Below are 12,535 nucleotides of genomic sequence, written 5' to 3'. Positions count from 1 at the left end.
AGTACTACCTGTTAACTCAAACCAGTAGTACCAAATTGCGACGTTTGAGCAACAATCATTAACGGTACTACCTGTTGACAAATTAGTAGTACTAAAGTACGTAATTTGAAGCAATAGCGCTTGGATAAGAAACCAATAACTATAGGACGTATCTTGACACCGTGCAATTACAGATTCGGTTTACCGAACCTTTTATTTCGGTTGTCTGTAATCCTGTTACAATTAAAAAGTTTTTAAGTCGTGAAGACGCGAACGAACGCTAGTTATAAATTGTTCGTCCTATTTTTTAATGGTATGGAAAGTCAACAATTGTAGGCGTTTTGCTTTTCTAAGTAAATATAAAACTAAGCTATGATTTTTTATTGCTTCGTATGCGTGTTAGCTTTAATGTCTTTTTGCTTGTGTACAACCTTAACAGTTAGTTTTAGCCCTAACGCTTCTAACCATTCTGCAAAATGATATATAGCTTCATCCGCGCGCTGTGCCAGTAATACATCTAACTTTTGTTGGTGCTGTTTAACTTTTTCTGGCGCCATGTTGTATTGTTCACCAAGAGCTTCAGCAATATCAATTAGTGCGGATTTTAGGAGCGATGGTTCAGGGTCTTGTTCTTCTAATGTTGCAGTTATGTAAGCCGCTGCTAAGTCAGGCTCTTTTTTCAAAGATTTAATGAGATACTCGTTATAACTATTACTCGTCGGCATTTTGTCGTTTTTCATAATATGAGCCAATATTCTTTTGCAAGCACGGCGCCTAAATTTAAAAGCAAGACTTATCTGAGACCCTCAAAAATCAACTACTTAAACTTAAAATCTTAAAATACAGTTAAACTTTACCTTCTCTGTGTCCTCCGTGTCTCTGTGGTAAAGAGAATTATATGTACTGCACAGGCAAGATGCCCGTGCTACAAGACAATACGTGTGTTACAATGGAATGTGAGAATTACCTATGACTTTACTTTAATTTCAAAAAAGTCTTGTCAAAGCAAACAATGGTGAAGTATTAAGGTTAGAATATAATTGTTAAGGCTTCTTTACAGATTTACCCAAAAAATCCGTATTCTGTTATTACAGCCGTGTCAACAATATCTATCTGAAAACCCCCTCTTAAATTATTGGAACGCGCACTATGACGCTCCCTATCCGTAACGTCGCTATTATCGCCCACGTAGACCACGGCAAAACCACCTTGGTTGATGCCCTTTTGAGACAGTCCGGCATTTTCCGCGAAGGCGAAGACGTTCCGGACTGCGTTATGGACTCTAACGACCTAGAGCGCGAGCGTGGAATTACTATTCTTTCTAAAAATACAGCGGTTAAATATAAAGATACCCTGATTAATATCGTTGACACTCCCGGACACGCTGACTTCGGTGGCGAAGTTGAGCGCGTACTTGGCATGGTTGATGGTTGTATCTTAATTGTGGATGCTAACGAAGGCCCGATGCCTCAAACTCGTTTCGTGTTGAAAAAGGCACTCGAAAAGGGTTTACGTCCGATTGTTGTTGTTAACAAGATTGACCGTCCTCAAGCTGAACCCCATAGCGCTATTGATAAGGTTCTTGATTTATTCTTAGAACTCGGCGCCGATGATGACCAGTGTGATTTTCCATACTTGTTCGCTTCAGGCTTAACTGGATTTGCTAAAGATAAGTTAGAAGACGAATCCAAGGACATGGCGCCTTTGTTTAACGCGATTTTGCGCCATGTTCCACCACCAGTAGGTGATGTTAACAAGCCTTTGCAGTTACAAGTTACAACCCTTGATTATTCCGAATACTTAGGACGTATTGTTATTGGTCGTATCCATAACGGTACAATCCGTATGGGACAACAAGCGGCATTAATCAACGATAAAGGCGCCATCATCAAAGGTAAAATTAGCAAGTTGATGGGCTTTGAAGGTTTGCGCCGTGTTGATATGGAAGAAGCTTCCGCTGGTTATATTGTGGCGGTTGCTGGTTTTGCAGATGCGAATATCGGTGAAACAATCACTGACCCCAACGACCCACAAGCGTTGCCACTAATTAAAGTAGACGAACCTACTTTACAGATGACCTTCTGGGTAAACGACTCTCCATTTGCAGGTCAAGAAGGTAAGTTAGTAACATCGCGTCAAGTTAGAGACAGACTGATGCGCGAACTTGAAACAAACGTTGCTTTGCGCGTAGAAGAAACCGACTCTCCCGACAAATTCCTCGTTTCAGGACGTGGAGAATTACACTTGGGTATCTTAATCGAAACAATGCGCCGCGAAGGTTACGAATTCCAAGTTTCTCAGCCACAAGTAATTTACCGTGAAGTTAACGGTCAACCTTGCGAACCATACGAACTTTTGGTACTAGACGTTCCCGGAGAATCTGTTGGTAGCTGTATCGAACGTTTGGGACAGCGTAAAGGCGAAATGCAGGATATGCAACCAGGTAATGGTGGACGTACCCAGCTTGAGTTTGTTATTCCCGCGCGTGGTTTAATTGGTTTCCGTGGTGAGTTCATGCGGATGACCCGTGGTGAAGGTATCATGAACCACAGTTTCTTAGATTACCGTGGTTTAAGTGGAGAAATTGAGGCACGTAATAAAGGTGTGCTTATCTCCTTTGAAGAAGGTGTATCAACCTTCTACGCGATGAAGAACGCAGAAGACAGAGGTACATTCTTCATTACTCCCGGCATCAAAGTTTACAAAGGCATGATAGTCGGAGAACACAACCGTCCTCAAGACTTAGAACTCAACGTTTGTAAAACCAAGCAGCTAACTAACCACCGCGCGTCTGGTGGTGATGAACTAGTGCAGTTACAGGCGCCTGTTGAAATGAGTTTAGAGCGCGCGCTCGAATACATTGGTCCAGACGAACTTGTAGAAGTAACTCCTCAATCAATTCGTCTACGCAAAATGGCAAAAAAACTTGCAGGTAGAAGGTAAAGAGTTAGGAGTTGGGAGTGAGTAGTGAAGAATTACTTTTAACTTATAACTCCTTCACAAAAGTGGCTCTCGTAAGGTGGGCAGTGCCCACCCAGCCCTTTCAACGCGAACACTAGTACCAAATTATTTACCTAAAATACATGTTCAATTAACCTCCTAGTAACAAGACTTGCGGTATATCCTTCAAAAAAATGAACAATTTCTTGGGCGCCATGTTGACCATTTTCGATATCCGAAGTGAGTAAATTGGGTCGATGACTAAAAAACCTAATTTTCGGTTAACGCAAGAATGCGGGTTTCAAGCACCAGCTTAGTAGTTCATCAGTTCGCGTTGAAAGGGCTGGCAGTGCCCACCCTACAACACGTGATTTTTTTGAATAATTGATTCAATATCGTATATTTAGAGTAGAGACGTTACTTACAACGTCTCTATTTTATTCTTTAAGTAAAAAGGTTATAAACATGACCAAAGTCTTAGAAGATGTTATAAATCAAATCTTTACTGACGTAGAGAATAGAATATCGCAGGGCATCAAAGAAATTGACCAATACTTTCAAGCAGAGAGAAGTAAAATAACGGTGCCGCAAGCAGAAGAATTTGTTACTAAGTATCAGCAGCTATACTCAGAAGTGAAACAGGCGCCTTTATTAGGGTTAAAACTGAAAGCATATCAGGAATTTAGCTCATATTTGAGTCAAATAAAGGCTCAATATCATGAGGCACTACAAAAGCCTGTAATTAGAGAAATGGAACAAGTCGATTCGCATATTAAAGCTTTAAATCATTTAATCAAAGCAGAATCATTAATATTAGCAGCATTTTCAAGTTATCATCTAAACCATCTTGAACTTGACGAATACAAAAAGTTTTATGAAGGGTTGGAATATTTACAAAAATTTGTAGAGACATACGGGTGTTATTTAGCGGATAGCTTCTTAAAAAATCATCTTATAGAAGCGATAGAGAATATTATTTCAAGTGATATATTTAAGAAAAGCATGTTAGAAGATAACTCAGCTAGCAAAAAAACAAAAGAAGTAGTGAATAATTATATTCAATTAATCAATAATTATGCAAAGGATGTCTTACTGAGTATTTATAGATTAAAACCTGGTACATCACCCAAAATATTTGCCAATCTTGATGAACTTTTGGCTTACTGGGATATACTATATACTTCTGAGGAAATGGACGAATCATATGAGAAACTAGCAAAAGGAATTGATGAAGAACGTCGTAGGCAAGGTGCGCGAACTTTATTCTCATGAGTAACGAAATTATTTTACTTGATTCAGGTCCATTAGGCGCTATACTCAATTTAAATAGCAAAAAGCCAAATATTCTTAAATGTCAGGCTTGGTTTTACTCTATGTTAGAACGTAACATAGTCTTGATTCCAGAAATAAATGACTACGAAGTTCGACGAGAGTTGATTCATCAAAAACTACATGTTAGTATAAATCGTCTTAATAATTTACCAAAGTTGAATAACGCCGGCTATTTGCCAATCACAACAGAAATTATGCTTAAAGCTGCACAATTGTGGGGATGGGCACGTAGTACAGGACAATCAACTGCACAATCAGAGTCAATAGATGGAGATGTTATTTTAGCTGCAACGGCAATTATCGCAGCACAAAAGTTTGGAACACGAGTGATTATTTCAACGACAAATGTTAAGGATTTACAGCGCTACTATACAGACAGCTACCATTGGGATGATGCTTTCTGGCTTAGTTTGTAGAGACATTTTTATAAATAATTGATTCAATACCGTATATTATATTTAGAGTAGAGACGTTATAAATAACGTCCCCTTTTTATTGTTTATTAAGGAGGTTATAAATATGACCAAAGTTTTAGAATATGTTATAAATCAAATCTTTACTGACGTAGAGAATCGAATATCGCGTGAAATTAGCGAGGTTGACAAATTTTTCCAAGCAGAAAGAAGCAAAATTACGGTTAAGCAAGCAGAAGAATTTGTTACGAAGTACCAGCAATTATACTCAGAAGTCAAACACGCGCCTTTATTAAGTTTAAAACTGAAAGCATATCAGGAATTTAAGTTAGGACTTACGCATTGACAAAAATAGTAATCAATGTATTTAAACAGCGCAAGTACTAGTTAAATTATTTACAATATGCTCACGTACAACATTGGTAAATAAGTTTCTTTGTACCTCGTACCAATTAGAAATTATTTCCTCTGAGCGCATTTTTTCCAAGCGAACAAATGCTTGAAGTGAGCAAAATATATGTGTTTTGATTGCATAACTATCTCTAACCATGAATCTACAAATACCACATACTTGCTTTATTGCTCTGTGAAAGGTTTCAATTTTCCAATGAGTATCATGTATTGTTATAAATTCGCTTCTCGTTATCTTTTTTAGATATTCTTCGTCGCTGAGGTTTTCTTGATTTGGTAAATATATAATGTAGTGTCTAGAGTCTTCTTTTTTGAAGTCTTTCCTAAACAGCTTTATAAATCCAAATTCTTTCAAATGAGTTACTAAACCTTCGTCTGGAATATCTAGACTGCTTACCTGACAATACTTTTCAGGACTATTTGAGACAGTTCTGTTTTTCTCAACACCAAATAAAAAACCCAATTTCTGGTTTCTTAGAAATTTCAAGTTTTCTACCCCTGAGTACCAACTATCTCCTGTTACTAATCTTGGTTTTAAACCCCAATTTATTACTTCTACTACCATTTATTGAAAGTAATCGTTCTTAGTTTTTCCCTCCTTTTTATCATATATCCTATAATTAAAAGGGACTGAATTTCCGTGAATATCACTATAGTATAGTGTTATTAAATTTAACCCTTTAATCGTTTTATGATATTTACCCGACCAAAAATATCCAATTAGTTCCGCATATTTTGGATTGCTATATAATTTCTCTATTACTGTGTCATCAACACTTAAAATTCCTCCCGTTAAATTGACTATGCTCGCTACCATATCGAATAAATCTTTCGGCTCATACCTCTCTCTCAGCAAAAATCGATTTACACTATCATGTGAAATATCCCCCAATATTTCTGCCAAACGAGAACACCCTCCATGCTTTGGCTCCGATAATAAAAACAGAGTGTAAAGTTCCAGGTAGCATTGCGCTGTAGAGGGTTTGCTGATTTCTCGCACTTGTTCGATACCTATTTATAGATGACACCTGTTTGTCGCTACACTACTTTACCATTATGTCAATGCGTAAGTCCTATAATTGTACGTTTTATTGCTAAAAATATGTGTTTGTTAAAAACGTAAAAATTCCGTATTTATACTTTGGTGCAAGATGTGAGTTAGGCAAGCAAGCGCAATGATTCCTCCCAGAGACGATCGGCGTTGTCCGGATTAAGGGCATAGGGGGCAACGCCGCTCATGTAGCCGTTGCCGTTTGTGACGATGGTAGCTTCGTTGCAGTCCTCGAAGTAGCGTCCTCCGATGCCTTCCAGTAGCGGAGAGGTCGCCAGCAGGACTGAGGTGGCGGCGCCCTGCTCTGGTGTCTTCTGCCGCTCTGGCGGGGTCTGGAGACCACCAGTGTAGCGCTGTAGATTGGTTACAATGGCACCAGGCATGAGAGCATTGGCGGTGATGCCGTCGCCTGCCCAGCGCGCAGTGGCGCCGACAGCGAAGAGGATGTTTGCGGTTTTGGATTGTCCGTATGCCAACCATCGGTCGTAGGGGCGAAACGCGAAGTGAATATCGTCAAATACAACTGGTGACATCAGATTACCACTGGAACTGACAGACACGATGCGCGCGGCACCATCTGCTGCCAGTGCATCGTGGAGTCCGAGTGCCAGGGCGAAGTGTCCTAGGTGGTTGGTAGCAAACTGCATCTCCCAGCCTTCGGGTGTGTGTTGTTCGGGTAATGCCATCACGCCCGCGTTGTTGACAAGGATATGCAGTGGTTCATCCCACGCAGCGACAAAATTGGCGATTGAGGCTCGATCGGCCAGGTCAAGTGAGGCAACATGAATGTTCTGGTTGCCAGTAGTAGCGGTGATGTCAGCTGCCGTCTGCACCCCAGCATCGGTATTACGCACAGCCAACGTGACCTCAGCCCCAGTGGAAGCCAGTGCCCGCGCCGTCTCTATGCCAATGCCCGATGCCGCTCCGGTAACAATTGACCGCTTGCCAGAGAGATTAATTCCCTGTACCACCTCAGCGGCGGTGATATGCTGCCCAAATGATGTCGTAATCAGTGCCATCGTGTCCTCTTTTATTGGTAGTGCGGTTCGTTCTGGAGAAACTCAGTTTCTGAGGGGATTCCAGACATTGATAGAGTAACCCTATGTGGGTAGAGTTCGCACTTTAATCCTCTATCAATGATAACTTGATATCCATATAAGTGAGGTGAGTAACCTAGAAAACTAAGTCTTATCGCCCTGGTGCGGGGATGAAAGCACGTAAAATACCAGGATACTGGTATCCCCTACGGAAGAGACTGACTATCAAATTCGTAAAGCGGGGACGAAAGCGGACAAAGGCGATAATTGCTGAAAACGCCCTCCGTGAGCAAGAGTTCTATAAGCGAGCCAACTATTGTTGGAAAATCGTGGGGTAGAGCAAACTAAATGTCGTTGAGCCACCGTTAAAAATGACCAGGGGATATAAGCTTGTGATTCGGTCACACCCTGGGTTGGGAATATCCGACAAGGGTAAGGTCTAACAGTATCTACCTATCGAGTTAGCGCACTACCTAGACCCCCGGTGTAAAGACATACCCTAAAGACTCAAACCAATGGATGTCAGGAACGAAGTAACCCCATGTAAACTCCTGTTGCGGTCGATAAACAGGTAGGTAGTCAACCACAAGTTTACTGAGGGAAGGATGGTTCAAGAAGCCAACGCCCAGACCGAATTAACGGTCAATGCCTTAAAAGGGATGGAGTAACGTCCGGGATATGCTGACGTGAGCCGCAGTGTGTTAAAGCTGGAGGTACAAGTAGTAATGAACAAGCCTAAATCTGATTTGGCAACAAATACAGAGGGATGGAAGACGATTAATTGGCGTAAAGCTGAGAAATACGTTTTTAAGTTACAAAAGCGCATCTACGCTGCTTCACGTCGTGGTGATGTCAAACGAGTCCGCAAACTCCAAAAGACACTAATGAGGTCTTGGTCTAATAGGATACTAGCTGTGCGACGAGTAACGGTAGAAAATCAAGGTAAAAAGACGGCAGGAGTGGATGGTATAAAATCACTATCCCCAGCAGCACGTCTGGAACTTGCAGGGCAGTTAAAATTGACAAGTAAGGCTTCGGCGACTCGCAGAGTCTGGATACCCAAGCCTGGAAGTCAGGAAAAACGTCCATTGTCTATACCCACTATCCATAGTCGCGCATTACAAGCCTCCGTAAAAGCCGCATTGGAACCTGAGTGGGAAGCTCGGTTCGAGGCGGGCAGCTACGGCTTTAGACCCGGAAAATCAGCCCATGATGCAATAAAACACATCAAAAACTGTATCCAAACGAAGGCTAAATATGTCTTCGATGCGGATATCAGCCAGTGTTTTGATTGTATTAATCATAACGAACTACTCCACAAATTAAACACTTTCCCTTCACTTAGACGACAAATAAAAGCCTGGTTGAAAGCGGGGGTGGTAGATAAAGGAGTGTTTACAGCAACATCCAAAGGTGCGCCACAAGGTGGTATTTTGTCGCCACTTTTAGCAAATATTGCCTTACACGGTTTAGAAACAGTGGTGAAAGATTATGTCGAAAACTTAGCCTTCAAAAAGCTAAGTAAAATGGAAAAACGCCGCTCTGTTGGGGTCATCCGTTATGCCGACGATTTCGTAATTTTACACGAAAATAAATCTGTAATCTCTGGATGCATTGATGTAATTTCCGCATGGTTGGCTACTATTGGCTTACAATTAAAACCTTCCAAATCCAGATTAGCCCATACACTTGAACCCAATCTAAGTGAAGATAATAGCGCTGGATTTGACTTTTTAGGTCATCATATTCAGCAATTTTCCAAGGGGAAGCATCATAGTGACAAGGATAATCACGGTAGAAAGCTAGGTTTTAATACACTCATTACCCCGTCGAAGAAAGCAAAAATGGCGCATCAGCAAGAAATTGCTCGCATCATTAAAATGCACAGATTATCACCTCAAGAGGCACTTATTAAAGACCTCAATCCTGTAATCAGAGGTTGGAGTTCCTACTACAGAGCCTCGGATATTGGAACATCCGGAGAACACTCCAGGCAAGATAATCTAACCTATTTAAAACTTCGTCGATGGGCAAAACGTCGCACAAAAAGTGTCAAGAAAGCTCACCAATTGTATTGGCGACCAATTGATGGGAAAAGATGGGCATTTGCAACGAAGGGAGATAACTTTAAACGGTTAGTTCTACACACAGAATTTACTAGTAGTAGTGATAACTATGTGCTAGTAAAAGGTGATAGAAGCCCCTATGATGGCGACCAAAAATATTGGGGTACTAGATTAGGTAGACATCCCGAATTACCTAAAAGACAAGCGATACTGTTAAAACAACAACAAGGTAAATGCGCTTGGTGCGGATTATATTTTCGCGAACAAGATGTGATGGAAGTTGACCATAAAACCCCACTTACTAAAGGAGGAAAAGATAAGTGGAATAATCTTCAACTATTACATCGACACTGCCATGACGAAAAGACTGCTATTGATGGTAGTCAGAAGTCCGCTTTAGACAAAAGGAAAACACATTGAGTAGCCGTGTGCGGTCAAAGTCGCAAGCACGGTTTCGGAAGAGAGGGGTGGAGTGGTAACACTCCCCTCGACTCTATCTAAAGTCTTATGTAGACTACTAACGTTGAGATACCACAGCAGGTGTAATGAGATCGGTCACGCTCAACTCACCACCTATACCGTGGTATTTAGAGGCGCCTCGTTGCTGGGGTTTTAGTGATGTCGTATTTGGCAAGCGTAACTAAGAGGCTGACTTGAACTAGGTTTCAAAAAAGTGCATAACAGCGACAAGAGGATTCAACTTTTTGTACAAGCTTGCTTCGTCAAGATACGGTTGTTTTTATACACTTCTAAACTTCCAGACTGTGGGTTATCCAACGTGCCATCCTATACCCAATATTCATACTTTCCATTCCGAAATTTATACACTCGAACACCCTCTGTCGCTTGGCTAGTTCCTCCGTTTAAGCTTAAATTACCGTTGGGGCTGGTTGCGCGATAGAGTAGTTTACCAGAAGTCTTATTCTTCCAAATATTGATGTTGTTGCCACCCTGACATTTCATACTCAGGATAATGCCAGCAGTAGAATCAGCAGAGGCAGGTAAAGAAAAATTAGCTAAGACACTAATTGCCAGAGCAAGAAGTAATGCGGATGTTTTCAGTAGTGTTTTCATTGTTTCAAGTTTTATAATTGCCATAATACGTCTCTATTTGCAGTTGATTGGGCTTTTAGGGTGACTCAAATCTGTGCCATACCGCCATCGACAAACAACTCAATGCCGTTTACAAAGCTGCTGTCATCCGATGCAAGAAAAACAACCGCTTTAGCAATCTCATCGGGCGTACCTACTCTTCCCAGCGGGATAGTGTTGGCTTGGCTAGTCACAAATTCCTGCAATTGTTCATCATTCAGCCCTAAGTGATCGTAACCAGGAGTTGGAACCACGCCAGGGCTAATGGCATTAACTCGGATCTTGCGCTCTTTGAGGTCAAGTGTCCAATTCCGGGCAAACGATCGCACGGCGGCTTTGGTCGCGCTATAAACGCTGAAAGCTGGGGTTCCTTTTATAGAAGTAATCGAGGCGTTCAGGATAATAGAAGCACCCTCTGGTAACAGGGGTAACGCCTTCTGCACAGTAAAAAGCAGACCTTTGACGTTTGTGTTGAACGTTTTGTCAAAATGCTCTTCGGTGATTGCTCCAAGTGGGGCGAGTTCTCCACCGCCAGCATTGGCAAAGATCACATCAAGGTGTCCTTGCTCTTGCTCAATTGTGGCGAACAGGCGATCTAGGTCTGCCAGCTTGGAAACATCGCTCTGAACACCCGTGACGTTTTCACCAATCTCTTTCACGGCAGCATCTAGTTCAGTTTGGCGACGACCCGTTATAAAGACATAGGCGCCTTCGGCGACAAAGCGCTTGGCAGTGGCAAGACCGATGCCGCTGGTACCACCGGTGACAAGAGCGACTTTTCCTTCTAGTTTTTTCATAATGATAAATCCTGTAATTGTTAAAGTTGAAAGAGCTGCTTGTAAAAGATGGCAAAAACATGATAACCTGCCTGTCTAGCTCTGCGACATTCCATATAATTGGTATAACCTTGTATTTCACTCCCAATCGACTGCAACTTTTCCTTCTAGTTTTTTCATGATCTTTGATTATTCCAGATGTTTTTTCAGTTCAGCGGCTGCCTGGACAAAAAGAGAGCGGGTTGATGGAAGCTCGGCTAAACCATTCAGCAGCCCGAAGTCATGAATCATGCCGTTGTAACGCACGGTTGTAACGTTTACCCCTGCTTCATCTAGCTTGCGTCCATAGGCTTCCCCTTCATCATGCAAAATATCGCTCTCTGCAATCTGAATTAACGCTGGAGGCAAGCCTTTCAATTGCTCAACAGTAGCCCGTAAAGGAGAGGCATAGATGTCTTTGCGCTTATCTGGGTCAGCAATGTACATGTCGTACATCCACTTCATTGCCGGTGTGGTCAGGAAACGCTTATCGCCGAATTGGTGGTAAGAATTCGTTTCAAAATTAGCGTCTACGATGGGCCACATCAGAATTTGCAACTTAATGTGCGGACCCCCTTTTGCTTTCGCCATTAACGTGGTTACTGCCGACATATTACCACCGACACTGTTTCCGACGACTGCCAAATTTTTGCCATCAACCCCAATCTCCTCACCATGCTCGGCAACCCATTTGGTCGCAGCATAGATCTCATTGATAGCTTGTGGATACTGAGCGTCTGGAGTTCGAGTGTAGCAGACATAAGTATGCGGTGTGAGCTCGCGTAACTTCAATTCACAAACATGTAGGCAGACTACAGGTGTTGAAGCCAACAAAAGCTGCCAGCCACTGCTGGTACCAAGCAATGCACTTCAAGCAACCGATGCATAGCACACACCATACTACCCCTATGCGTTCACCCAGCCAATTTCCACCCATCTCTTACAGGCACACATAGGAGGCCAACTGACCGTATACCCATCCCCTAACATGTATTCACAGTCCCACAAGCGCCTGCAGGTGCCTTGCAATTCCACCAACCGCCTCAAAACACACCCTGCACGCACCTTAACAACCATTTGTTTCCATGCAATCAACTTCCCAAAAATTAGTAGACTTACGCCGTGAGTGCTGCATCAAGCCACCGCAACATTAGCTTCAGCGGCCAGCCAGCACGCAACCCCTGCCAACATCAGCAACAACACCCACAGACCGCCTACTTTCTTGCTTTCGTGTACATCCTTGATGATACATTCAGGTCCACTATTTCTTCAGTGCTGCATCAAGCCACAGCAGCATTGCCTCAGCAGCAAGCCCAGCCACCCGATCCCTGCCAGCATCAGCAGCCACCCCACCCATGCCAGCTGCCGCTGCAGCCGCAGCCGCCGCATTCCCATCCAC

Annotated in this window: 10 protein-coding genes and 1 pseudogene; 5 read left to right on the top strand and 6 right to left on the bottom strand. The window is 42.4% G+C overall.

From position 1 onward, the window contains the following. Positions 1-359: 359 nt before the first annotated feature. Positions 360-719, bottom strand: a complete 360-nt coding sequence (locus AC2JBO_RS20540; RefSeq protein ID WP_496955509.1) for a helix-turn-helix domain-containing transcriptional regulator — start codon at positions 717-719, stop codon at positions 360-362. Between the two features lie 409 nt (positions 720-1,128). Here AC2JBO_RS20540 and typA point away from each other — a divergent pair, with 409 nt between their 5' ends. From typA to AC2JBO_RS20520, 4 genes are all read left to right on the top strand, one after another. After that, positions 1,129-2,922, top strand: a complete 1,794-nt coding sequence (typA, locus tag AC2JBO_RS20535; protein WP_496955508.1) for a translational GTPase TypA — start codon at positions 1,129-1,131, stop codon at positions 2,920-2,922. A 462-nt stretch (positions 2,923-3,384) separates the two neighbouring features. After that, entirely contained in the window at positions 3,385-4,191 is an 807-nt protein-coding gene (locus tag AC2JBO_RS20530) for a hypothetical protein (RefSeq protein ID WP_496955507.1), read from the top strand. Continuing rightward, positions 4,188-4,667: a hypothetical protein gene (locus AC2JBO_RS20525; RefSeq protein ID WP_496955506.1), complete on the top strand. Its 480-nt coding sequence runs from the start codon at positions 4,188-4,190 to the stop codon at positions 4,665-4,667. Before AC2JBO_RS20530 ends, AC2JBO_RS20525 begins: the two co-directional genes overlap by 4 nt. 103 nt (positions 4,668-4,770) lie before the next feature. Further along, the gene (locus AC2JBO_RS20520) at positions 4,771-5,010 is read left to right on the top strand and encodes a hypothetical protein (RefSeq protein ID WP_496955505.1); all 240 of its coding nucleotides are present in this window, start codon (positions 4,771-4,773) and stop codon (positions 5,008-5,010) included. A gap of 21 nt (positions 5,011-5,031) precedes the next feature. Here AC2JBO_RS20520 and AC2JBO_RS20515 read toward each other — a convergent pair. Further along, positions 5,032-6,075 (bottom strand): annotated as a pseudogene (locus AC2JBO_RS20515) (IS701 family transposase). A gap of 158 nt (positions 6,076-6,233) precedes the next feature. Beyond that, on the bottom strand, positions 6,234-7,145 hold the full coding sequence (locus tag AC2JBO_RS20510) for an SDR family NAD(P)-dependent oxidoreductase (protein ID WP_496955504.1): 912 nt from the start codon (positions 7,143-7,145) through the stop codon (positions 6,234-6,236). Positions 7,146-7,888: 743 nt separating this feature from the next. Here AC2JBO_RS20510 and AC2JBO_RS20505 point away from each other — a divergent pair. Continuing rightward, positions 7,889-9,649, top strand: coding sequence for a group II intron reverse transcriptase/maturase (locus tag AC2JBO_RS20505; RefSeq protein WP_496955503.1), 1,761 nt, complete (start codon positions 7,889-7,891; stop codon positions 9,647-9,649). A 366-nt stretch (positions 9,650-10,015) separates the two neighbouring features. Here AC2JBO_RS20505 and AC2JBO_RS20500 read toward each other — a convergent pair whose 3' ends face one another. The 3 genes from AC2JBO_RS20500 to AC2JBO_RS20490 all read right to left on the bottom strand — a co-directional run bounded on the left by AC2JBO_RS20500 (position 10,016) and on the right by AC2JBO_RS20490 (position 11,967). Next, complete coding sequence (locus tag AC2JBO_RS20500) at positions 10,016-10,327, bottom strand: hypothetical protein (RefSeq protein WP_496955502.1); 312 nt, start codon at positions 10,325-10,327, stop codon at positions 10,016-10,018. Between the two features lie 41 nt (positions 10,328-10,368). Then, a complete protein-coding gene (locus AC2JBO_RS20495; RefSeq protein WP_496955501.1) occupies positions 10,369-11,118 on the bottom strand; it encodes a glucose 1-dehydrogenase in 750 nt (249 codons plus the stop codon). A 168-nt stretch (positions 11,119-11,286) separates the two neighbouring features. Beyond that, positions 11,287-11,967, bottom strand: coding sequence for an alpha/beta hydrolase (locus tag AC2JBO_RS20490; RefSeq protein WP_496955500.1), 681 nt, complete (start codon positions 11,965-11,967; stop codon positions 11,287-11,289). Positions 11,968-12,535: the final 568 nt, after the last annotated feature.

Source organism: Calothrix sp. CBUCES-K 9914 (assembly GCF_059640475.1).
The sequence above is the reverse complement of the archived record's forward strand: the minus strand, read 5'-3'. Positions and strand labels throughout refer to the sequence as shown.